Annotated in this window: 26 protein-coding genes; 11 read left to right on the forward strand and 15 right to left on the reverse strand. The window is 33.0% G+C overall.

Annotated elements, in window-relative coordinates:
* The gene (locus Q0050_RS11130) at positions 1–120 is read left to right on the forward strand and encodes a FeoB-associated Cys-rich membrane protein (protein WP_298395595.1); all 120 of its coding nucleotides are present in this window, start codon (positions 1–3) and stop codon (positions 118–120) included.
* On the opposite strand, the gene Q0050_RS11135 is transcribed toward Q0050_RS11130, so the two are convergent.
* From Q0050_RS11135 to Q0050_RS11145, 3 genes are all read right to left on the reverse strand, one after another.
* Positions 117–503: a hypothetical protein gene (locus Q0050_RS11135; protein WP_298395598.1), complete on the reverse strand. Its 387-nt coding sequence runs from the start codon at positions 501–503 to the stop codon at positions 117–119. The genes Q0050_RS11130 and Q0050_RS11135 overlap by 4 nt on opposite strands.
* Before the next feature lie 158 nt (positions 504–661).
* The gene (locus Q0050_RS11140) at positions 662–1480 is read right to left on the reverse strand and encodes a ZIP family metal transporter (RefSeq protein ID WP_298395601.1); all 819 of its coding nucleotides are present in this window, start codon (positions 1478–1480) and stop codon (positions 662–664) included.
* A gap of 1 nt (position 1481) precedes the next feature.
* Entirely contained in the window at positions 1482–2129 is a 648-nt protein-coding gene (locus Q0050_RS11145) for a metal-dependent transcriptional regulator (RefSeq protein WP_298395603.1), read from the reverse strand.
* A gap of 83 nt (positions 2130–2212) precedes the next feature.
* Between Q0050_RS11145 and Q0050_RS11150 the strand changes: the two genes are divergently transcribed.
* Together Q0050_RS11150 and Q0050_RS11155 are read left to right on the forward strand one after the other, a co-directional pair.
* The gene (locus Q0050_RS11150; RefSeq protein ID WP_298395605.1) at positions 2213–2956 is read left to right on the forward strand and encodes a transporter; all 744 of its coding nucleotides are present in this window, start codon (positions 2213–2215) and stop codon (positions 2954–2956) included.
* Entirely contained in the window at positions 2910–4118 is a 1209-nt protein-coding gene (locus tag Q0050_RS11155) for a lycopene cyclase family protein (RefSeq protein ID WP_298395607.1), read from the forward strand. Before Q0050_RS11150 ends, Q0050_RS11155 begins: the two co-directional genes overlap by 47 nt.
* Before the next feature lie 48 nt (positions 4119–4166).
* Here the strand turns inward: Q0050_RS11155 and Q0050_RS15300 are convergent, their stop codons facing one another.
* Together Q0050_RS15300 and Q0050_RS11160 are read right to left on the reverse strand one after the other, a co-directional pair.
* Positions 4167–4361: a PLDc N-terminal domain-containing protein gene (locus Q0050_RS15300; protein ID WP_367277171.1), complete on the reverse strand. Its 195-nt coding sequence runs from the start codon at positions 4359–4361 to the stop codon at positions 4167–4169.
* 81 nt (positions 4362–4442) lie between these two features.
* Positions 4443–4811, reverse strand: a complete 369-nt coding sequence (locus Q0050_RS11160) for a hypothetical protein (protein WP_298395610.1) — start codon at positions 4809–4811, stop codon at positions 4443–4445.
* 127 nt (positions 4812–4938) lie between these two features.
* On the opposite strand from Q0050_RS11160, the gene Q0050_RS11165 reads away from it, so the two are divergent.
* The 8 genes from Q0050_RS11165 to Q0050_RS11200 all read left to right on the forward strand — a co-directional run bounded on the left by Q0050_RS11165 (position 4939) and on the right by Q0050_RS11200 (position 13162).
* Entirely contained in the window at positions 4939–5349 is a 411-nt protein-coding gene (locus tag Q0050_RS11165; protein ID WP_035124683.1) for a BrxA/BrxB family bacilliredoxin, read from the forward strand.
* A 266-nt stretch (positions 5350–5615) separates the two neighbouring features.
* Entirely contained in the window at positions 5616–6974 is a 1359-nt protein-coding gene (locus tag Q0050_RS11170; protein WP_298395615.1) for a rhodanese-related sulfurtransferase, read from the forward strand.
* Between the two features lie 160 nt (positions 6975–7134).
* A complete protein-coding gene (locus tag Q0050_RS11175) occupies positions 7135–8508 on the forward strand; it encodes a regulatory iron-sulfur-containing complex subunit RicT (protein ID WP_298395618.1) in 1374 nt (457 codons plus the stop codon).
* Positions 8492–8977, forward strand: coding sequence for a gliding motility lipoprotein GldH (locus Q0050_RS11180; RefSeq protein WP_298395621.1), 486 nt, complete (start codon positions 8492–8494; stop codon positions 8975–8977). The genes Q0050_RS11175 and Q0050_RS11180 overlap by 17 nt, the downstream gene beginning before the upstream one ends.
* 6 nt (positions 8978–8983) lie before the next feature.
* Positions 8984–11305, forward strand: coding sequence for a transglycosylase domain-containing protein (locus Q0050_RS11185; RefSeq protein ID WP_298395623.1), 2322 nt, complete (start codon positions 8984–8986; stop codon positions 11303–11305).
* A 30-nt stretch (positions 11306–11335) separates the two neighbouring features.
* Positions 11336–12037, forward strand: coding sequence for a CoA transferase subunit A (locus Q0050_RS11190; RefSeq protein WP_298395626.1), 702 nt, complete (start codon positions 11336–11338; stop codon positions 12035–12037).
* A 2-nt stretch (positions 12038–12039) separates the two neighbouring features.
* Positions 12040–12699 (forward strand): CoA transferase subunit B, encoded by a 660-nt coding sequence (locus Q0050_RS11195; protein WP_298395629.1) that lies wholly within the window; start codon positions 12040–12042, stop codon positions 12697–12699.
* A 37-nt stretch (positions 12700–12736) separates the two neighbouring features.
* Positions 12737–13162 (forward strand): hypothetical protein, encoded by a 426-nt coding sequence (locus Q0050_RS11200; RefSeq protein WP_298395631.1) that lies wholly within the window; start codon positions 12737–12739, stop codon positions 13160–13162.
* Between the two features lie 3 nt (positions 13163–13165).
* Here the strand turns inward: Q0050_RS11200 and Q0050_RS11205 are convergent, their stop codons facing one another.
* The 10 genes from Q0050_RS11205 to hemF all read right to left on the reverse strand — a co-directional run bounded on the left by Q0050_RS11205 (position 13166) and on the right by hemF (position 21706).
* The gene (locus Q0050_RS11205; RefSeq protein WP_298395633.1) at positions 13166–13558 is read right to left on the reverse strand and encodes a hypothetical protein; all 393 of its coding nucleotides are present in this window, start codon (positions 13556–13558) and stop codon (positions 13166–13168) included.
* Positions 13559–13658: 100 nt separating this feature from the next.
* Positions 13659–15260, reverse strand: coding sequence for a fumarate hydratase (locus tag Q0050_RS11210; protein ID WP_298395638.1), 1602 nt, complete (start codon positions 15258–15260; stop codon positions 13659–13661).
* 129 nt (positions 15261–15389) lie between these two features.
* Positions 15390–15941, reverse strand: coding sequence for a transposase (locus Q0050_RS11215; protein WP_298395641.1), 552 nt, complete (start codon positions 15939–15941; stop codon positions 15390–15392).
* A gap of 48 nt (positions 15942–15989) precedes the next feature.
* Positions 15990–17429 carry a nucleoside recognition domain-containing protein gene (locus Q0050_RS11220; protein ID WP_298395643.1) on the reverse strand — a complete coding sequence of 480 codons (1440 nt, stop codon included), beginning with the start codon at positions 17427–17429 and terminating at the stop codon, positions 15990–15992.
* Between the two features lie 74 nt (positions 17430–17503).
* A complete protein-coding gene (locus Q0050_RS11225) occupies positions 17504–18217 on the reverse strand; it encodes a 3'-5' exonuclease (RefSeq protein ID WP_298395646.1) in 714 nt (237 codons plus the stop codon).
* Between the two features lie 149 nt (positions 18218–18366).
* Positions 18367–18837 (reverse strand): methylated-DNA--[protein]-cysteine S-methyltransferase, encoded by a 471-nt coding sequence (locus Q0050_RS11230; protein WP_298395649.1) that lies wholly within the window; start codon positions 18835–18837, stop codon positions 18367–18369.
* A gap of 33 nt (positions 18838–18870) precedes the next feature.
* Positions 18871–19242, reverse strand: a complete 372-nt coding sequence (locus Q0050_RS11235; protein ID WP_298395652.1) for a c-type cytochrome — start codon at positions 19240–19242, stop codon at positions 18871–18873.
* Between the two features lie 130 nt (positions 19243–19372).
* Positions 19373–20383: a porphobilinogen synthase gene (hemB, locus tag Q0050_RS11240; protein WP_298395655.1), complete on the reverse strand. Its 1011-nt coding sequence runs from the start codon at positions 20381–20383 to the stop codon at positions 19373–19375.
* A 26-nt stretch (positions 20384–20409) separates the two neighbouring features.
* Positions 20410–20772, reverse strand: a complete 363-nt coding sequence (locus Q0050_RS11245; RefSeq protein ID WP_298395658.1) for a four helix bundle protein — start codon at positions 20770–20772, stop codon at positions 20410–20412.
* A gap of 31 nt (positions 20773–20803) precedes the next feature.
* Positions 20804–21706: an oxygen-dependent coproporphyrinogen oxidase gene (gene hemF, locus Q0050_RS11250; RefSeq protein ID WP_298395661.1), complete on the reverse strand. Its 903-nt coding sequence runs from the start codon at positions 21704–21706 to the stop codon at positions 20804–20806.
* Positions 21707–21724 lie beyond the last annotated feature (18 nt).

Raw genomic sequence — 21724 nt, forward strand, 5'->3', positions numbered from 1 at the left:
ATGACACAAACGGTTTTAGTATACATAGCACTTGCAATAGCGGTATTTTTTATACTAAAACCGTTATTCATTAAAAAGAAAAAAAGTAACTGTGGTGGTGATAACTGCGGTTGCAACTAATCCTGAAAAACAACTTCGATAAATTTGTTTTTTGACTTAACAACAACTCCTTCTTTAGGATAGGGAACAACTAAAACACGCTTTATCTTCTTAGTATAATAATTTTCAAACCATTTTAGATTTTCTTCCCGATTTTTTGAATTGAAAAGAATGGTTTTTTCTTCAATAAATTTTTTGTCATTATAGACAGCAACAACAACCGAAACTTCTCCTGGCCAAACACAAGTCACATCTTCTGGACATCGAGAATCATTCAATACGTTTACCAACTTTAAATGAAATCCTTTTTTCGGAATGCATTTTTTTGTTGTTATTTTACTAGATTGCTGAGAAAAACTTGCAATACTAAAAGACAACAACAATAAGAATATAATTTTTTTCATATCGTAAAAAAATGATTTGTTAGAGGTCATATAGGAAATTGCCTTTTTATTTATTGGTCTTTATCTCACAAAGATTTTATTTTTCATAGGAGTTTGATGATTTATCAATTGCAAGTAAATTCGTGTTTATGGCGATTTCGCAATCAAATATATTGATTTTATCCTAAGGCAACATCCAAAACCATCATTACAATAAAACCACCGATTAAACCAAGTGCTGCAATATCTGTATTTTTGTCTTGTTGTGTTTCGGGAATTACCTCTTCAACTACAACGAATATCATTGCTCCAGCTGCAAACGCCAAAGCATAAGGCAAAAGTGGTGTGAAAAAAGTCACCGCAACAGCACCCAAAACTCCAGCAATTGGTTCAACTATTGCAGAGGATTGTCCATACATAAAACTTTTCCAACGGCTCATTCCCATTCTTCGTAACGGCATTGAAACTGCAATTCCTTCCGGGAAATTCTGAATTCCAATTCCGATGGCTAAGGTCACAGCTCCAGCAATTGAGGCTTCGGGAATTCCGGCAGCAACTCCTCCAAATAAAACTCCAACAGCTAAACCTTCAGGAATGTTGTGCAAAGTAATTGCCAAAACTAATAAAGTAGTTCGTTGCCAAGGTGATTTTACACCTTCAGTTTCTTTAAAATTGATGTGTAAATGAGGCAGCAATTTATCTAATCCAAAAATAAATAATGCGCCCAACGCAAAACCTACTGCGGCAGGAATCACTTTCGTAAATCCTTCTCCTTTACTCATTTCAATAGCTGGCGCGAGTAAACTCCAAAAACTTGCCGCAATCATAACGCCTCCAGTAAAACCTAGCATTCCATCAAGAACAACTCGATTCATATTCTTAAAAAAGAAAACAAATGAAGCGCCAAATGCTGTCAAAAACCAAGTAAAAAGTGTAGCATACAAAGCAGCTAAAATTGGATCGATACTTTCAAAAAATTCAATTACAGATTGAAACATATTATTTAACGTATAAATTATTAGCAATTTTATTTGATAAAGTCATTATTCTTGAATCGATTTCAACGTGTAAAGTGTCGTCAAAACTTTCTTTTTCAAGGATAATTATTTTTGAACCTAAAGAAATATTCTGTTTGTCTAAATATTGCAAAAACTCAGAAGACGAATCTTTAACTCCAACACACTTATATTCTGTAGTTAAAGATGCATCTGATAAAAGCAATTTATTAACTTTTTTTATCTCTCCATCGGCATTCGGAATTGGATCTCCGTGCGGATCAAAATCTGGAAAATCTAAAAAAGCATCAAGTTTATTGATAAGTGATTCTGATTTAATGTGTTCTAATTCTTCGGCTATTTCGTGTACTTCGTCCCAAGAAAAATTTAATTTCTCTACTAGAAAAACTTCCCATAAACGGTGTTTTCTAACAATCATTTTAGCAGAGTAAAAACCTTTGTCAGTCAAAGTAACTCCTTGGTATTTTTGATAGGAAACCAACTCTTTTTCAGATAATTTCTTTAACATATCCGTTACCGATGATGCTTTGGTATCTAACATTCCTGCAATAGCATTGGTGTTTACACCTTTTGGAGAAACCAATGATAAATGATAAATAACTTTGATATAATTTTCTTCTGAAATGGTCATTTTGAAATCAATATTTTGACAAATATAATACTATTTTCAAATTATTTTAAAATAATTTTTAGCTTTGCCTAAAAATTTAATTTATGAAAACTAAAATTTTATCTCTATTTTTAATCATCTCAACTTCAATTTATTCTCAAAATTCCGAACCCATTCAAGCCGACAGACCAGATCAAACCGAAACTCCAGCCATTGTTCCAAAAGGAATGTTTCAGGTAGAAACCGGATTTACATTTCAGAAAAATGATGCCATTTCTAAATCGTTTACTTTACCTTCAACTTTATGGAAATATGGTGTAAATGAAAATTTCGAGTTACGATTAATAACCGAATTTTTATCGGAAGAATTAACCAAAGAAAAATTAAATGGCTTAGCTCCAATTTATGTTGGTTTCAAAGTAAAATTGGCTGATGAAAAAGGTATCATTCCTAAAACATCTTTTATAGGACATATTTCATTACCAAATGCTGCTTCGAAAGAATTTAAAACAGACTTTTTTGCGCCAGAATTTCGATTTGTAATGCAACACACTTTATCAGAAAAATTTAGTTTGAGTTATAATCTTGGTGCAGAATGGGATGGATTTTCGGCCGCACCAACTTTTATATACACCAATGCTATTGGATATTCTATTTCAAATAATTTGGGAAGTTATATCGAAATTTTTGGATTTATTCCGCAAAAAATGAATTCAAATCACAGTATAGATGGCGGAATTACCTATTTGATAAGCAATAATTTTATGGTAGATTTGTCTTCGGGATTTGGAATCTCTAAAAATGCTCCCGATTATTATTGGGCATTGGGATTTTCATTTAGAATTTAAGATGCAACACTACCACTACATTTTTACAGGTTCAGGATTATCGGCTTTAATGACGGTTTATGAAATGATTTTGTCAGGAAAATTCAATGATAAATCGATTTTATTATTAGACGAAAATACAAAAAAATCTAACGATAGAACTTGGTGTTTTTGGGACGATACTTCACTTTTTAACAAAATAATTTCAAAAGAATGGCCTGTTGCGCTCTATGCCGACGAGCATTTTCAGAGAAATCTAGAGCTGCAACATTATCGATACAAAATGATTCGTGGATTGGATTTTTATAATCTCGTTTTCGATTTAATTTCTAAACAAGAAAATATACATTTTGCAAATCAAAAAGTCATTGATTTTGAAGAATTAGGGAATCATTGCATAGTTAAAACAGAAAATCAAAATTATACTTGCAATAAAATTTTTAATTCGATTTACAATCCAAATCTTGTAAAAAGTCAATCGAATTATCCTTTATTACAACAGCATTTTATTGGTTGGTTCATAAAATCAAAAGAAGCTGTCTTCAATCAAGATGTGGCAACTTTTATGGATTTTTCTGTAGAACAAAGAGGAAATACCCGATTTATGTACGTTCTTCCAACTTCTTCAACCGAAGCTCTATTAGAATATACTTTATTTTCAAAAGATTTATTATCGAAAGAAGAATATGAAAACGAAATTCAAATTTATATCCAAAAATTAGGAATTACAGAATATGAAATAGTCGAAAAAGAACAAGGAAATATCCCAATGTCAAGTTATAAATTTTGGAAAAACAACACCAAAAATATCATAAACATTGGCTCAATTGGCGGTTGGACGAAAGCTAGTACAGGATTTACGTTTAAAAATGTGACAAAAAAATCAAAAGCAGTAGTCAACTTCCTAGCCTCTGAATCTGATACATCGACTGCGCTCAGCAAAAGTTTTACAAAATTTCATAAAATGGATAAATTTTGGATTTATGATTTGCTATTTATTGATGTCTTGTTTAAAAATAATGAGTTAGGTTCGAAAGTGTTTTCATCGCTTTTCAAAAAAGGAAATCCAACTTTAATCTTCAAATTTCTAGACGAAGAAACCACGTTTTGGGAAGATTTACAAGTCATTTGGAAATGCCCAAAAGGGCTTTTTGTAAGAGCATTACTTGGAAGAATCTTCTAGTTTAAAATACAACAAAGTACTTTTGATAAAGATTCTTTTTAAATAATTTTACCTATCTTTTTTTAGAAAATTTAAAAACAATAACGTTCCTACTATTGGAAAGCAAAGTATAATTAAAGTCCACTTCCATTTTTCATTACTTGACAAATTGTTATTATTCATTAGTCCGGAAATGACATGAAAATATTGAAAAAGTAAATAAGCGATAATAATTAATGGTAAAAATGTCAATGTCAAATCCATATTATTAAAAATTTAAATCAAACTTAGTTAATTGTAAAATACTATCAAACTATAATTTGCAAAATTTTATTCGGCAGAATTTTATTCGGCAGAATTTTCTAGCTTAAAATGCTTTATAATTTTAGAAATAATCGCAACCAGAACTAAAAATGTTATAAAAACTAAATCACGAAAAGCTTGAGTAGTTTCAACAAGAGCTTCATTATTTCTTTGCAAATGATATAGTAATCTTTTCTTGTTTTCTAATTCTGAAATATCATTTGGAAATCCTGAAAAAATATGAGGAATTGAAAGCGACAAAAGTAGAATTGCTATCCCATAAGAATACAACACATACTGCAAAGTCAATTTCAAATTGTTTTTTCGATGAATAATTAAATAACCAATTATAAAGATAATTAGAAATCCAATTTTAATATTAAACGTATCAAGTTCGAATAAAAAATTCATACCATCTATTTTAAAAATGTAAACATAACAAATCTTTATGACTTCTTTAAAAGTTACTTTTAGATTTCTCACTATCTTTGCTACGAGTTTAAAATCAAAAATCCTTAATCTTAAATCATAAATAATTATGTATCCAGAAGAAATGGTAAAACCAATGAGAGCAGAACTTTCTGACGCTGGTTTTCAAGATTTATATAATGCAGAAGAAGTAAAAAACGCTATCAAAGCAGAAGGAACAACACTTGTAGTTGTAAATTCAGTTTGTGGTTGCGCAGCTAGAAACGCTCGTCCAGGAGCAAAAATGAGTTTAGACGGAGCAAAAAAACCAGATCATTTAGTAACGGTTTTTGCTGGAGTTGATAAAGAAGCAGTTGATGCTGCAAGAGAAGAAATGTTTCCTTTTCCTCCATCGTCACCAAGTATGGCTTTGTTCAAAAATGGTGAATTGGTTCATATGTTAGAGCGTCACCACATTGAAGGTCGTCCAGCTGAAATGATTGCTGAAAACCTAAAAGATGCTTACGCAGAATTCTGTTAAGCTTGCCACAAAGCCACTAAGTCACTAAGATTTTTACCGCAAATTCACAAATTACTTTCTTCAGAAAAGATAGAAATTTGCGAATTTGCGGTAATTTTTTTAATAATTCTTAGTGAACTTTGCAAAAAACTTTGCGGCTTTGCGGTAAAAAACTAATTTTGTACTCGAATTCTTCCATTTAGAATTCAGTAAAGATGCGATTTATCGCGTCTCATATTTCTATACAAACGCGATTTATCGCGTCTCTAACCTTAAACGTTTATAGCATGCAACTGTATAACACCTTAAGCGCAGAAGAAAGAGCTCAATTAATTGATGAAGCCGGACAACAACGACTTACATTATCTTTCTATGCCTATGCCAAAATTGAAAATCCAACACAATTTCGTAACGATTTATTTTTAGCTTGGAATAAGCTCGATGCTCTTGGTCGCACCTATGTTGCCAAAGAAGGAATCAATGCCCAAATGAGTGTTCCTGCCGAAAACTTCGAAGCTTTTAGAGAAACATTGGAAGCATACGAATTTATGAAAAACATTCGTTTGAATGTTGCTGTCGAACACGACGATCATTCGTTTTTAAAACTTACTGTAAAAGTTCGAGACAAAATTGTTGCCGATGGATTGAACGACGAAACGTTTGATGTAACCAACATTGGAGTACATCTAAAAGCTAAAGAATTCAACGAAATTCTTGATGATCCAAACACCATCATAGTCGATTTTAGAAATCATTACGAAAGTGAAATCGGACATTTTAAAGGCGCAATTACTCCAGATGTAGAAACTTTTAGAGAAAGTCTGCCAATCATCAACGAACAATTAAAAGATTTTAAAGAAGATAAAAATCTGGTAATGTATTGCACAGGAGGAATCCGTTGCGAAAAAGCTTCAGCTTATTTCAAGCACCAAGGTTTTAAAAATGTGTTTCAATTAGAAGGCGGAATCATCAATTATGCCAAACAAATTAAAGAAGAAAATCTTGAAAGTAAATTCATTGGAAAGAACTTTGTTTTTGACCACAGATTAGGCGAAAGAATTACAGATGATATTGTTTCACAATGCCACCAATGCGGCAAACCGTGCGATAATCACACCAACTGTATTAATGATGGCTGTCATTTATTATTCATTCAATGTGATGAATGCAAAGCATCAATGGAAAATTGTTGCTCCACCGAATGTTTAGAAATCACACATTTACCCTTAGCAGAACAAGTAAAACTTCGAAGAGGAAAACAAGTTGGTAACAAGGTCTTCAGAAAAGGAAAATCTGAAAACTTAAAGTTCAAACATTCAGGAGAACTTTCAGACAAACCTCTAGCAAAAGCATTAGAATCTAATGATATTCGTCAGAAAATAAAAATTAAAAAAGTGCTTGTTGGTAAAGCGGAACATTACTATCCAAAACCTCAAGTTGGTCTATTTATCATAGAAAAAAATCAATTAAATAGCGGAGATAAAATTATAATTTCCGGACCAACAACAGGCAATCAAGAAGTAATTATTGAAAAAATGTTAGTAAACGGCAACCAAAATTCGGTTGCAAATCCTGGTGATAAAGTAACATTTGAAGTTCCTTTTAGAATTCGTTTATCCGACAAATTATTTAAGATTTTAGAATAAATAGTTAATTTTCATACTACTAAATCTCAATTTTCATTAGGCTTTAAAGCGATGGATTTTGGGATTTTTTTTATTGGAATTTATTTTATAAAAATACTATCTTTACCAATTAATCGTTTTATAAACTTAAATCGCTTTTTGCGATACTACATATATAATTATGGCATGTACAAGTTGTTCAACTTCTGATGGTGGCGCACCAAAGGGTTGTAAAAATAATGGAACCTGCGGCACTGATAGCTGCAACAAACTAACCGTTTTTGACTGGTTAGGAAATATGAATTTACCAAGTGGCGAAGCACCTTTTGATTGTGTAGAAATACGTTTCAAAAACGGACGCAAAGAATTTTATAGAAATACCGAAAAACTAACGTTAAGCATTGGTGATATTGTAGCTACTGAAGCTTCTCCAGGACACGACGTAGGAATTGTAACTTTAACTGGTGAATTGGTTAAAGTACAAATGAAGAAAAAAGGTACCGACCATACAAGTGCTGAAATACCAAAAATATATAGAAAAGCATCACAAAAAGATATCGATATTTGGAGTGAAGCTCGCGACAAAGAAGAACCAATGAAAGTAAAAGCACGTGAAATTGCTATTGCTTTAAAATTACAAATGAAAATTTCTGATATTGAATTTCAAGGAGATGGTTCGAAAGCGATTTTCTATTACACAGCCGAAGATAGAGTAGATTTTCGTCAATTAATCAAAGAATTTGCTCAAACGTTCAAGACAAGAATTGAGATGAAACAAATTGGATTCCGTCAAGAAGCATCACGCCTTGGAGGAATTGGTTCTTGCGGTCGAGAATTGTGTTGTTCAACTTGGTTAACCGATTTTAGAAGTGTAAATACATCAGCAGCTCGTTACCAACAACTTTCCTTGAATCCGCAAAAATTAGCCGGACAATGCGGAAAATTAAAGTGTTGTTTAAACTATGAACTAGACACCTATCTTGACGCTTTAAAAGATTTTCCTGATTTTGATACCAAACTTTATACAGAAAAAGGTGATGCTATATGTCAAAAACAAGACATCTTTAAAGGTTTAATGTGGTTTGCCTATACTGATAATTTTGCAAATTGGCACGTTTTAAAAATTGATCAAGTAAAAGAAATTGTTACTCAAAATAAACAAAAAATTAGAGTTTCATCTTTAGAAGATTTTGCAATCGAAATTGTTATTGAACAAGAAGCTAATTTTAATAATGCAATGGGTCAAGAAAGTTTAACGCGTTTTGACCAACCTAAAAAAAGCAAGAACAAAAACAATAAAAACAGAAATAAAAACAAAGCTCAAGCTGCCCATCCAAATCAACCTGAAAAAGTAGCTGAGACCAACAAACCTAACCAAGGAAACCCAAATCAAGCTAAATCAAATCAGAATAAACCAATTCACAATAAGCCAAACCAAGGAAAACAAAACCAAGGAAAACCAAATCCAAACGAACCAAAAAAAGCTGAAAATTCAAATCAAAAACCACAAAATAAAAGACCTATAATCATTAAAAAGAATGAAGATAAAAAATAGTTTACTGCTTCTTTTACTAGCGATTCTAATTGTTTCATGTGATAAAAAACGTGTTTTTGACGAGTATAAATCTGTTGGTAATTCTTGGCATAAAGACAGTACTGTAACTTTCAATTTACCCCAATTTGATGCCTTTAAAAAATACAATTTATATGTAAATGTTAGAGGCAACAATGACTATCCATTCAACAACCTATTTTTAATTGTTGCAATGGAACAACCAAATAAAAAAACCGTAGTCGACACTTTAGAATATCAAATGGCAGATCCTGATGGAACGCTTCTTGGTGAAGGTTTTTCTGATGTTAAAGAAAGCAAACTATTCTATAAAGATAAAGAAGAATTTAAATTAAAAGGAACATACAAAATACACATAAAACAAGCCGTTAGACAAACCGGAAAAGTTACTGGCGTCGAAAACTTGAAAGGAATTACAGAAATAGGTTTTAGAGTTGAATCTTTAGACTAAAAAATTATGGCACAAAAAAATAATACACAAAATAAAGGCCAAGTAAAAGATGTAAAATACTACTCCAAAAAGTTTTGGAAACTATTTTTTTATGGTCTTGGTGGACTTTTTCTTTTCTTCTTATTTGCTTCATGGGGACTTTTCGGGAAAATGCCTTCATTTGAAGATTTAGAAAATCCAGATTCTAATCTTGCAACAGAAATTATTTCTTCTGATGGAGTTACATTAGGGAAATTCTACAACGAAAATAGAACAGCAATCAAGTATAAAGATTTACCAAAATCATTAGTTGATGCCTTAGTTTCGACCGAAGATGAACGCTTTTACGAACATTCTGGAATTGATGCAAAACGAACATTTGGTGCAGCTTTAAGACTAGGACAAAATGGAGGTGCGAGTACAATAACCCAACAATTAGCAAAAAATTTATTCCACGGTGAAGGATCAAAATTTCTTCCGTTTAGAATGATTCAAAAAGCGAAAGAATGGATTATTGCCATCCGATTAGAAAGACAATATACCAAACAAGAGATTATTGCATTATATTTAAATCAAGTTGATTTTGTAAATGGTGCGGTTGGAATTCGCTCGGCTTCAAAAGTGTATTTTAGCAAAGAACCTCGTGATTTAAATGTGGAAGAAAGTGCTCTTTTAGTAGGAATGTTAACCAATCCTTCAAGATTTAATCCAAACCGTTTTCCAGAAAGAGCGTTAAAAAGAAGAAATATCGTTTTAGGACAATTGGTTCGTAATAAACATATTGAAGAATCTGCACGAAAAATTTTAGAAAAAAAACCTATAAAACTTGATTTCCATCCTGAGAGTCATCTTGACGGAACGGCAACCTATTTTAGAGAATATCTTCGTGATTACATGAAGAATTGGGTTAAAGAAAACAAAAAAAAACCCGATGGAGAGGAATATGACATCTACGGTGATGGTTTAAAGATTTACACTACAATTGACTCCAAAATTCAAGAACATGCAGAAGAAGCAGTTTTGGCTCATATGAAAAATCTGCAAGAAGAATTTTGGAACCAACAAAAAGGAAACAAAAACGCTCCATTCGTCAATATTACTGATGCTGAAACTGATAAAATTATCAAACAAGCAATGAAAAACTCGGAACGTTGGAGAATTTTAAAAGCCGATGAAAAAACGGATGAAGAAATTATTGCATCGTTTAGCAAAAAAACCAAAATGACCGTTTTCACCTGGAAAGGAGAACGCGATACAGTAATGACACCTTTAGATTCTATAAGGTATTATAAACACTTTTTACAAGCTGGTTTAATGTCTATGGAACCTCAAAGCGGACAAGTTAAAGCTTGGGTTGGTGGAATTGATTATAAATATTTTCAGTATGATCACGTTGGACAAGGTGCTAGACAAGTAGGTTCTACATTTAAACCTTTTGTCTACGCAACAGCTATTGAGCAATTAGGAATGTCACCTTGCGACACCATAATTGACGGACCTTTTATAATTAGAAAAGGACGCCATCACGTAACAGAAGATTGGGAACCGAGAAATTCCGATCAAAAATACCGCGGCATGGTAACCTTGAAAAAAGCTTTAGCAAATTCAATAAACACCATTTCAGCTAAATTAATAGACAAAACCGGACCAGAAGCAGTGGTTGATTTAACCAAAAAATTAGGTGTTACTACCGAAATTCCTGTACAACCAGCAATTGCTCTTGGTGCTGTTGACATTACGGTTCACGATATGGTAGCAGCGTACAGTACTTTTGCTAACCAAGGTGTTTACATCAAACCACAATTTATTTCTAGAATTGAAGATAAAAATGGTGCTATAATTTATGAGCCAGTTCCCGAATCGCACGACGTTTTAAATAAAGACGTTGCTTTTGCCGTAATAAAATTATTAGAAGGAGTTACCGAAGGTGGTTCTGGAGAACGACTTAGAACAGAAGGTGGCGGAAGTGGTGACAACCGCTGGACAGGATATCCTTATATGTTTAAAAATCCTATTGCCGGTAAAACTGGAACTACTCAAAACCAGTCTGATGGTTGGTTTATTGGAATGGTGCCAAATCTTGTAACCGGTGTTTGGGTTGGGTGTGAAGATCGTTCGGCTCGTTTCAAAAGTATCACTTATGGACAAGGTGCAACTGCCGCTTTACCAATTTGGGGTTATTTTATGGAAAAATGTTATGAAGACAAAGACCTTCAAATATCTAAAGATGAGTTTGAACGACCTGATAATTTTTCAATAAAAGTAGATTGTTGGACACCACCAAAAGTATCTGTTGCAACCGATTCAACCGATACCGAAGAACAAAATACTGACGAATTTGGTCTTTAAATTCTAAAAATAAATTTCATAGTTATACTTATGATCAATAAAAAAATTAACTCCGTTCAAGACGCACTTCAAGGAATTGAAGATAATATGACCATCATGCTTGGTGGTTTTGGACTTTGCGGAATTCCAGAAAATTCTATCGAAGAATTAGTGAAAAAAGAAACGACCAATTTGACTTGCATTTCAAATAATGCTGGAGTGGATGATTTTGGTTTGGGATTATTACTCCAAAAAAAACAAATCAAAAAAATGATTTCTTCTTATGTTGGAGAAAATGCAGAATTTGAACGTCAAATGCTTTCAGGTGAACTCGATGTTGAACTTACTCCACAAGGCACATTGGCCGAAAAATGCCGTGCTGCTCAAGCAGGAATTCCAGCTTTCTTCACTCCTGCCGGATTCGGAACTGAAGTTGCTGAAGGAAAAGAAACCAGAGAGTTCAACGGAAAAATGCACGTAATGGAACTTGCCTACCAAGCCGATTATTCTATAGTAAAAGCTTGGAAAGGTGACGAAGCCGGAAATTTAATTTTCAAAGGAACTGCCAGAAATTTCAATGCCGTGATGGCTGGTGCCGCAAAAATAACTATTGCCGAAGTTGAAGAACTTCTTCCAGCAGGAAGTTTAAATCCAAATGAAATTCATATTCCAGGAATTATGATTCAGAGAATCTTTCAAGGTGAAAAATTTGAAAAAAGAATTGAGCAACGAACCACTCGCAAAAGAGCATAGCAATGGCATTAGATAAAAACGATATAGCAAAACGAATAGCTAAAGAGGTAAAAGATGGCTATTATGTAAACTTAGGAATTGGTATTCCAACTTTGGTTGCCAATTATGTTCGCACTGATATTTCAGTAGAATTTCAGAGCGAAAACGGTGTTCTAGGAATGGGACCATTTCCATTTGAGGGTGAAGAAGATGCCGATATCATCAATGCAGGAAAACAGACCATAACCACTTTACCTGGTGCGAGTTTTTTTGATTCAGCTTTCAGCTTTGGAATGATACGCTCTCAAAAAGTAGATTTGACTATTCTTGGCGCAATGGAAGTTTCAGAAAATGGAGACATCGCCAACTGGAAAATCCCGGGAAAAATGGTAAAAGGAATGGGTGGCGCAATGGATTTAGTAGCTTCTGCAGAAAATATTATCGTTGCAATGATGCACGTTAATAAAGCTGGTGAGAGTAAGATTTTAAAAAAATGTAGCTTACCATTAACCGGAGTTGCTTGCGTTAAAAAAGTAGTTACAGAATTAGCTGTTTTAGAAATCACTCCTAACGGGTTCAAATTATTAGAACGCGCACCAGGAGTTTCTGTAGAACACATTATAGCGTCAACCGAAGCAGAATTGATAATTGAAGGAGAAATTCCAGAGATGGTTATTGATTAGTTACTTGTGAACATGGAATTTTCTAGAAGATATAACCATGATAAAACCAGAACAAGAATTGGAAAAGCAGGAATCCGAAGTTAGAAAAAATTTAGCTTATGTTTTTATACCAATTGCTATAGTTCTTGTGACTATATCTATTTATCAAAGCAATTCATTAGACTACAAAAGAGAAAAATATCTGGAAAGCCAAAAAACAGAATTCAACGGAAAGATAACTGATAAAAAAGAAGATGGAGATTACGCAAGAGCTTCTAGATTTATGATTTTGAATGGCTCTTATGAGGTTAGAATTCCAAACAAAATTTATTATCAAATAAATGTTGGCGATTCTGTTTATAAAGAAAATGGAAAAGATTCCGCTTTTTATTACTTGAAAAATGGGGAAATACTAATTGATGATTGTAACAAATATATTAGAGAAGATTACCTAAAATTAAAAAATAAAAAAGCTAAGAATTAACTATTAATGGCTAGCTAAATACTCTAATAAAACTTCGTTGGCGTTTCCAAAAGTTGGAAATTGTTCTACCAAACTCACTGCTCGCTTTTTATTCAATTTGTAGGTCAAATCAAATTCTGTAGTGAATAAAATTGCACTTAAAAAAGGATTATTTATGAATTCTAATAATCTCGGAAAAGCATTTTCTATCGTATAAATTTCAATAATTTCTTCTTGCTGAAACTTAAATTTTAATTCCAATTTCAGAACCGCTTCATCCATTATTGGACGAACGTAAATATTCATCAATTCGGCATTTCCGATGGTTTTTGCTAAAGTTAATTTGGCAAAAGTTCCATCATCTAAACTAAATTTAACTTTGGTATAAAACTCTGAAAAGGATTCTTTAAAAGGCATATTTTTTATATTTAGTCCTGCAAGGTTTTTAAAACCTTGTAGGTATGTATTTGTTAAACCTACAAGGTCAAAAAAGACCTTGCAGGAAAACTATTTTTTTTTACAAATTAGCAAAGAAATCATTTCCTTTATCATCAGTGATAATAAAAGCTGGGAAATCTTTAATAGTAATTTTTCTTACGGCTTCCATTCCTAGTTCTTCGAAATCTACAACCTCAACTTTAAGGATATTATCTTGCGCTAAAATCGCAGCTGGTCCACCAATAGAACCTAAATAGAATCCTCCGTAAGTTTTACAAGCATCCATAACTTCTTTGGTTCTATTTCCTTTGGCAAGCATAATCATACTTCCACCAGCTTTTTGAAATTCTTCTACATAAACATCCATTCTTCCTGCTGTCGTTGGTCCGAAACTTCCTGATGGCATTCCGTCTGGAGTTTTTGCTGGTCCAGCATAATATATTGGATGATTTTTAAAATAGTCTGGCATTGGTTTTCCAGCATCCAATAATTCTTTAATTTTGGCGTGCGCAATATCTCTCGCAACAATTAAAGTTCCATTTAATTTCAAACGAGTTTTGATTGGATATTTAGATAATTCGGCTAAAATTTCAGGCATCGGACGATTTAAATCAACCTCAACAGCTGGTTCTAAATGTGGTGGAGTTGCTGGTAAAAATTGACCAGGATTTACTTCTAATTGTTCTAAGAAAACACCATCTTTTGTTATCTTACCTTTTATATTTCTGTCGGCTGAACACGAAACTCCTAATCCAACAGGACAAGACGCAGCGTGACGTGGCAAACGAATAACTTTAACGTCGTGTGCAAAATACTTTCCTCCAAATTGAGCTCCAATAGCGCTTTCTTGACAAATTTCTAATACTTTTTGTTCCCAAGCTACATCTCTAAACGCTTGACCGGACATATTTCCTGTAGTTGGCAAATGATCAAAATAACCTGCAGAAGCTTTTTTTACTGCCGATAAATTTGCTTCAGCAGATGTTCCACCGATAACTAAAGCTAAATGGTATGGCGGACAAGCAGATGTTCCTAAATCTTTAATTTTTTCTCGGACAAATTCTTCCATTGATTTTTCGTTCAACAAAGACTTTGTTTTTTGATATAAGAAAGTTTTGTTAGCAGAACCACCACCTTTTGTTAAAAACAAAAACTCATACGATGCTCCTTTTTTGGCATAAATATCAATTTGTGCTGGAAGATTCGAACCTGAATTTTTCTCTTCAAACATCGAAATCGGAACAATTTGTGAGTAACGAAGATTTTTATTTTGAAACGTATTAAAAATTCCTTTTGATAACCATTCGGCATCATCAACTCCAGTATAAACATTTTCGCCTTTCTTTGCCATTACAATTGCCGTTCCAGTATCTTGACAAGATGGCAACTGACCTTCAACAGCAACAGAGGCGTTTTGCAATAAATTGTAGGCTACAAATCGATCATTATCTGTCGCTTCTGGATCGGTTAAAATATTGTTTAGCTTTTGTAAATGTGCTGTTCGCAACATAAATGAAACATCGTTCATGGCTTCTTGTGCTAACAATTCTAATCCTTTTGGATCAACAGTAAGAATTTCTCTGTCGCCAAATTGCTCTACTTTTACGTAATCAGAAGTAAGTTTTTTGTATTGTGTATCGTCTTTTAATATCGGATACGGATCTTGATATATAAAGTCCATTGTGAAATATTTTTGAAGTGTAAAGTTACGTATAACCTGCAAGGTTTCCAAAACCTTGTAGGTTTGTTTATTGTTATTTTTAAGATTTATACTAACGCAGTTTTGAAAACCTTGCAAGATTTTAATTGTCTATTCAAAAGTAAATTTTTCTGTTAAAAAATCATTTTTAAAATTATGACAAATGATAAAATTGTCAATGTTGTCAAAGTAACTCAAAACTTCGGTTCTAGCTAACTTGGTTTGATTAGTGGAAATAATTGATTGAAAAGAAGAAAACTTATAAGTTTTATAATCTATATTTAAATGATGTTTCGGATTTAGATGGATATATTGAATAATGTTTCTTACGTAATTTTCATCTTGAATTTTTATCCTTTTAAAATGTTTTTCGAATAAACTACCTGTTCTATTGTTTTGTTTATTAAAAGCTTTTGCATAAGAATTAAAAAAATTTGAAAATGCTTGAGTTACTGCCTTTTCATCATCAACTAATTTGATAAGAAAATGGAAATGATTATCCATTAAACAATAAGCAAAAACTTCTATTTTACCGTCTAAATGTTTTGAAAGTAATTTTAAAAAATAGGATTTATTATCATCGGATAAAAAAATATTTTCACTATTTATTCCTCTATTATAAATGTGGTAGAAATGGTCTCTTTCTAAAACTTCTAATTTCATAGACTTTCATTTATACCTACAAGGTTTTGGAAACCTTGCAGGAAAACACTAAAAAAACCAACTAGCCACAAAAATTGCAGTAATCACACAAATTACATCTACTAAAAGCATTGTTCCTAAAGCGTATCTAGTATTTTTTATATTTACTGAACCAAAATAAACTGCAATCACATAAAACGTACTTTCAGCACTACATTGAAAAATACTACTCAATCTTCCTGTCATTGAATCGGCGCCAAAAGTATTCATCGAATCAATTAAAAATCCTCTTGAACCGGCTGAACTAAAAGGTCTAAGCATCGCTACAGGAAGTGCATCCGTAATTTCTTTTGCCACACCCAAACTAGAAAAACCAAAAGCAATCCAATTGCTTATAATTTCAAATAAACCACTGTTTCTAAACAACGAAATCGCCACTAACATACCCAAAACATAAGGAAAAATAGTCACTCCTGTTTTAACACCATTGTTGGCTCCAACTACAAAAGCTTCATAAACTGTGGTATTAGCTTCGGTAAATTTCTTTTCTTTAACGAAAGATAAAATCAATGTAAAAGCAATAATTACTACCAAAATCAATGCTGACAAATTAGATGTGAAATAATTTTTACCAATTAAATCTAACTGATTTACATACATCAATAATCCAATAATTGCAGCAATTAAAACCATTAATCCTACAATTAGAGAAGCACTTTTAAAATTAATTTTTTGTTTAACACCTACAATTAGAAAAGCAGCAATAGTTCCAATAAAAGAAGTAATTATACAAGGCAACATTACATCGGCTGGATTTACAGCACCGGCAGCTGCTCGATATCCAATTATTGAAGTTGCAATTAATGTAAGTCCTGAAGCGTGCAAACACATAAACATAATTTGCGCATCACTGGCTTTGTCTTTTTCGGGATTTATTTCTTGTAAACTTTCCATTGCTTTTAATCCGAATGGTGTTGCTGCTGAGTCTAATCCTAAGAAATTGGCCGCAAAATTTAATGTCATATAAGAAATGGAAGGATGATTTTTGGGAATACTTGGAAAGACCTTTACAAATACTGGACTCAGTACTTTCGCTAATTTTTCAGATGCGCCGGAAATTATTAAAAGTTCCATCAATCCGCAGAAAAATGCTAGATAGGCCATTAAAGGTAAAATCAAATCTAACAAAGTACTTTTGCAAGTTGGCAACAATCCATCTGATTTTTGTTTTCCACTATAAATTTTTACAACTTTATTAGAAAAAACATAAGTAGAATCGATGTTCAAAGTATCGCGATTGATGACCATTGTTTTTTCTGGAGCCTTTTCAATACTGTCTTTTATAAAAGCAGGTAAATCTTGAAGATATTTCTCAGAAACTAAAATTGGATCGTCTTTTTTTCCGTTTAGCACAAAGTCAATTGTATAGTTATTTCCAGAGAATAAACTAAAAACAACAAAAATAATTGACGAAATAAAAATTACTAACCAAAACCTACTTAAAACCATAACTTATTTATTTTGTGTAAATGTACTTATTCAAAATCAACTTCAATAGTCAATTTTAAAAATCAAATTCAATTTTAAATATGAGTAATTTCCTCTTCAATCAATAGTTCTTCTTTTCTAAAGCGAAGGAACACTTGAGCAACAGCTATAACATCTTTTTCGCAATAAGTCACAATTCGGTCGATGTCTTTTTCTACATAAAAAACGTGTCCGACTTGGCTTCCGTCGATGTCGCCTTTTGGAGAAGGAATTCCTAGTATTTTAGTAAGTAATTTCAAAGAAGTGAAATGCTTATAATCGCCAAATTTCCACAGTTCTAATGTATCCAAATGCTGAATTTCCCACGGTTTTTTTCCAAATAAATTTAATTTGTTTGGAATTGAAACATTATTAATAATCATTCGTCGCGCTATAAACGGAAAGTCAAATTCTTTCGCATTATGACCGCAAAGTATATTTTGAGAACCATCGAAATGATTGGCTAAAAGGTTATTAAAATCTAATAAAATCTTCTTTTCTTCTCCGAAAAATGAAGTCACTCTAAAGTTTCGAATGTCTCCTTTGGTTGTAAAATAACCTACAGAAATACAGACTATTTTACCAAACTCAGCCCAAATTCCGGCTCTGTCATAAAATTCTTCGGCTGTATAATCATCTTTTCGTTGGTATTGTGTTTTTAGTTCCCAAAGATGTTTCATTTCATCGTCAAGTGAATTGAAATTTTCTTCCAGCGGAACGGTTTCTATATCAAGAAATAAGATGTTGTCTAGACGGATTTTTTCTATCATAATTTAGATTTTTTACACAAATTTCACGAATTCTCACGAAACTATAAAAACATAATGATTTCACGAAATTGATTAGAATTTAAAAATACTAAATTATTTGATTTGAAAAATATTATTTGTGATAATTTGAGTAATTCGTGTTCAATTTCTTAAAATAAACTTTGCTGATTGCTAGGTGTTTCGTGTTCGAGTAGCCATTTTTTGCGCCATAATCCACCAGCGTAACCTGTTAATGAACCATCTGTTCCAATAACTCGGTGACACGGAATTACAATCCAAAGTGGGTTTTTCCCGTTGGCTGATGCTACTGCTCGAATGGCTTTGACATCGCCTAATTTTTTAGATAAATCGAGATAAGATATGGTTTTTCCGAAAGGAATATTGAGTAATTCTTGCCACACTTTCTTTTGGAAATCAGTGCCTTTTGGATTCAACTTAATATCAAAATCTTTACGTTTTCCTTCAAAATATTCTTGAAGTTGCGAAACGGCTTCTTGGAGTTCGTTAGGAATTTTTGTGGAAAGTTCACCTTCTGATAAAACAGAAATTACAGAAATTCCATTATCGTCACCTTCAATTTTAGTGATTCCGAGTGGTGATTTTATGAAGGCTATTTGCATTTGATAAAAATACAAATTTTACATAAATGTTTGTTATTTTGAATGACTTAATAAATACAATTCTAATGATTGCAATTCTTCATCGGTCATCATTTTAGTTACCTGAAGGTTAATTTTCATTGATTCATACATTGCCGGATCAACGATAGGTTCGGCTTCTTCTTTTAGAAAAGCAATTAGGTTTCCGTTTTGTTTTTTGTAGATTGTGGCTATTTCTTGAAGACTTGGTCCGATTACTTTTTTGTCGGGTTGATGACAAGCTGCACAATTATTTTCTTGAAACAAAACCAATCCTTTATCTAAAGTTGGAACTTCGGGAACTTGGTTTTCTTCTAATGGTGTATTTGGTTCGTTTTTACAAGATACGAATACAAAAAGTAGAAGAAATAGTATATTGATTTTCATTTTTACTAATTACATTTATTCAATTCATTCACTTTTTAGCCCTGATGCAAGGGAAAAACCTCGCTTTTTTTGCGAGTTTTGGAAAGGCAGCAGGAAATGCCATCACTGATAAATCCCAAGCCATTCGCTCCTATTTATTCAAAATAATGGCAGCTTCTTTAGCAAAATAAGTCGAAATTAAACTTGCACCGGCGCGTTTGATGCACATTAATTGTTCCATCATAATTTTGTCGTGGTCTAACCAACCTCTTTCGGCAGCAGCTTTGATCATTGCATATTCGCCGGAAACGTGAAAAACGGTAACTGGCACATTCACGGCGTTTTTTACTTCGCGAACGATATCAAGATAAGCAATTCCTGGTTTTACCATTACCATATCGGCACCTTCTTCAACATCCATAAGTGCTTCTTTGATGGCTTCTATGCGGTTGGCGTAATCCATTTGGTAGGTTTTTTTGTCTTTTGGTACTTCAACAGGCTCAGCATCGACATCGGCTTCTTTTGGAGCAGAATCTAAAGCATCACGAAATGGTCCGTAAAAAGCTGATGCATATTTTGCAGAATAGCTCATAATTCCAACATTATGGAAACCAGCAGCGTCTAAACCTTGGCGTAAACGCAAAACGCGTCCGTCCATCATATCGCTCGGTGCTACGAAATCGGCTCCAGCTTGTGCGTGAGAAACGGCCATTTTTACTAAGGCATCGTTGGTTGCATCGTTGGCAATATCACCGTTTTCGATGATTCCGTCGTGACCGTAAATGGAATATGGATCTAAGGCAACATCGGGCATAACAATCATTTCTGGACAAGCCGATTTTATTGCTTTGATGGCTCTTTGCATCAATCCGTCAGGATTCCAAGCTTCTTTTCCGGTGTTGTCTTTTAGGCTTTCGTCAACTTTTACGTAGATGTTTACGGCGCGAATTCCTAATGCGAAAAGTTCTTTTACTTCTTCAACAGTTAAATCTATCGAACGACGGTAAATACCAACCATTGAAGGAATTTCAACTTTATAATTTTCGCCTTCTGCAATGAACATTGGAAACATAAAATCGGATGGACTTAATGTGGTTTCGCGAACTAAACTTCTTATGGATTCGTTAACGCGTAATCTTCTGCCTCTTTGTAATGGGAACATATCTTTTAGCTTTTAGCTATCAGCAATTAGCTGTTAGCATTATTTAATTTTGTTATTAATCCGTTAAGCATCTTTTTAAATTCTTCAATTTGAAATAATAGTTTTTGACCATTTTCAATTTGTATAAACTGTAAATCAATGCTCAATATTATTTGATATTCTAATTCATTGGCTGAACCAAATGCAATATATAAAAATCTACAAAAATCCTTATCAGAATTTCTACCACAACCTTCTGCAATATTAGTTGGGATTGAACTTGAAGATCGTTTCATTTGATTGGTTAATGCAAATAATTCGTCTTTAGGAAAATCACGAGTAGTTTTATAAATATCTAAAACTAGCTCATGTGATTTTTGCCAAACAATATATTTTTTATAATCTCTCATCTTTTTGAGCTAACCGCTAATGGCTAATAGCTTACAGCCAGTCTATCGGTTTTTCTAATACTTTGATTAATTTTTCTTCTTCGCTTCCAACTTCTGGATGATGATCGTAAACCCATTGCACATTTGGTGGTAAACTCATCAAAATACTTTCGATTCTTCCGTTGGTTTTTAGTCCGAAAAGTGTGCCTTTATCGTGCACTAAATTGAATTCTACATAACGACCGCGACGGATTTCTTGCCAAGTTCGTTGTGCTTCTGTATAAGGTAAATCTTTTCTTTTTTCTAAAATTGGAACATAGGCTTGAAGAAAACTATTGCCAACTTCGGTTACGAAATTGTACCAATCTTCCATTTTCATTTCTTCGGTTTCTTTGCAATAATCGAAGAATAATCCGCCAAGTCCGCGAGCTTCATTTCTATGTGCGTTCCAAAAATAAGCATCGCATTGTTTTTTATATTTTGGATAAAACTCTGTATTGTGTTTGTCGCAAGCTGTTTTGCAAGTTTGATGAAAATGAATAGCATCTTCTTCAAATAAATAATAAGGTGTTAAATCTTGTCCGCCACCAAACCATGAATTTATAATTTCACCATTTTCGTTATACATTTCAAAATAACGCCAATTTGCGTGAACGGTTGGTGCCATTGGATTTTTGGGATGAATCACTAAACTCAATCCGCAAGCAAAGAAATCGGCTTCGCCAACGTTGAACATTTTTTGCATTGCTTCGGGTAATTTTCCGTGCACTGCTGAAATGTTTACGCCACCTTTTTCGATTACGTTTCCGTTTTCTATAACTCGTGTTCTTCCGCCGCCGCCTTCTGGACGTTCCCAAATGTCTTCGCGGAATTTAGCTTTTCCTTCGACTGCTTCTAATCCGGCAACGATTTGGTCTTGAAGATTTTGTATGTATTGGTAGAATTTATTTTTCATTATTTTAAGCTTAAAGCT

Source organism: Flavobacterium sp. (genome assembly GCF_027483985.1).
Classification (GTDB): domain Bacteria; phylum Bacteroidota; class Bacteroidia; order Flavobacteriales; family Flavobacteriaceae; genus Flavobacterium.

Excerpts from the sequence above, each read along its gene's own strand:
- Q0050_RS11135 (WP_298395598.1), bottom strand. The coding sequence starts at position 503 with ATGAAAAAAATTATATTCTTATTGTTGTTGTCTTTTAGTATTGCAAGT.
- Q0050_RS11140 (WP_298395601.1), bottom strand. The coding sequence starts at position 1,480 with ATGTTTCAATCTGTAATTGAATTTTTTGAAAGTATCGATCCAATTTTA.
- Q0050_RS11200 (WP_298395631.1), top strand. The coding sequence starts at position 12,737 with ATGATAAAACCAGAACAAGAATTGGAAAAGCAGGAATCCGAAGTTAGA.
- Q0050_RS15300 (WP_367277171.1), bottom strand. The coding sequence starts at position 4,361 with ATGGATTTGACATTGACATTTTTACCATTAATTATTATCGCTTATTTA.
- Q0050_RS11175 (WP_298395618.1), top strand. The coding sequence starts at position 7,135 with ATGGCATGTACAAGTTGTTCAACTTCTGATGGTGGCGCACCAAAGGGT.
- Q0050_RS11160 (WP_298395610.1), bottom strand. The coding sequence starts at position 4,811 with ATGAATTTTTTATTCGAACTTGATACGTTTAATATTAAAATTGGATTT.
- Q0050_RS11230 (WP_298395649.1), bottom strand. The coding sequence starts at position 18,837 with ATGCAAATAGCCTTCATAAAATCACCACTCGGAATCACTAAAATTGAA.
- Q0050_RS11225 (WP_298395646.1), bottom strand. The coding sequence starts at position 18,217 with ATGATAGAAAAAATCCGTCTAGACAACATCTTATTTCTTGATATAGAA.
- Q0050_RS11210 (WP_298395638.1), bottom strand. The coding sequence starts at position 15,260 with ATGGACTTTATATATCAAGATCCGTATCCGATATTAAAAGACGATACA.
- hemF (WP_298395661.1), bottom strand. The coding sequence starts at position 21,706 with ATGAAAAATAAATTCTACCAATACATACAAAATCTTCAAGACCAAATC.
- hemB (WP_298395655.1), bottom strand. The coding sequence starts at position 20,383 with ATGTTCCCATTACAAAGAGGCAGAAGATTACGCGTTAACGAATCCATA.
- Q0050_RS11245 (WP_298395658.1), bottom strand. The coding sequence starts at position 20,772 with ATGAGAGATTATAAAAAATATATTGTTTGGCAAAAATCACATGAGCTA.
- Q0050_RS11150 (WP_298395605.1), top strand. The coding sequence starts at position 2,213 with ATGAAAACTAAAATTTTATCTCTATTTTTAATCATCTCAACTTCAATT.
- Q0050_RS11190 (WP_298395626.1), top strand. The coding sequence starts at position 11,336 with ATGATCAATAAAAAAATTAACTCCGTTCAAGACGCACTTCAAGGAATT.
- Q0050_RS11220 (WP_298395643.1), bottom strand. The coding sequence starts at position 17,429 with ATGGTTTTAAGTAGGTTTTGGTTAGTAATTTTTATTTCGTCAATTATT.
- Q0050_RS11130 (WP_298395595.1), top strand. The coding sequence starts at position 1 with ATGACACAAACGGTTTTAGTATACATAGCACTTGCAATAGCGGTATTT.
- Q0050_RS11180 (WP_298395621.1), top strand. The coding sequence starts at position 8,492 with ATGAAGATAAAAAATAGTTTACTGCTTCTTTTACTAGCGATTCTAATT.
- Q0050_RS11215 (WP_298395641.1), bottom strand. The coding sequence starts at position 15,941 with ATGAAATTAGAAGTTTTAGAAAGAGACCATTTCTACCACATTTATAAT.
- Q0050_RS11170 (WP_298395615.1), top strand. The coding sequence starts at position 5,616 with ATGCAACTGTATAACACCTTAAGCGCAGAAGAAAGAGCTCAATTAATT.
- Q0050_RS11185 (WP_298395623.1), top strand. The coding sequence starts at position 8,984 with ATGGCACAAAAAAATAATACACAAAATAAAGGCCAAGTAAAAGATGTA.
- Q0050_RS11205 (WP_298395633.1), bottom strand. The coding sequence starts at position 13,558 with ATGCCTTTTAAAGAATCCTTTTCAGAGTTTTATACCAAAGTTAAATTT.
- Q0050_RS11145 (WP_298395603.1), bottom strand. The coding sequence starts at position 2,129 with ATGACCATTTCAGAAGAAAATTATATCAAAGTTATTTATCATTTATCA.
- Q0050_RS11195 (WP_298395629.1), top strand. The coding sequence starts at position 12,040 with ATGGCATTAGATAAAAACGATATAGCAAAACGAATAGCTAAAGAGGTA.
- Q0050_RS11235 (WP_298395652.1), bottom strand. The coding sequence starts at position 19,242 with ATGAAAATCAATATACTATTTCTTCTACTTTTTGTATTCGTATCTTGT.
- Q0050_RS11165 (WP_035124683.1), top strand. The coding sequence starts at position 4,939 with ATGTATCCAGAAGAAATGGTAAAACCAATGAGAGCAGAACTTTCTGAC.
- Q0050_RS11155 (WP_298395607.1), top strand. The coding sequence starts at position 2,910 with ATGCTCCCGATTATTATTGGGCATTGGGATTTTCATTTAGAATTTAAG.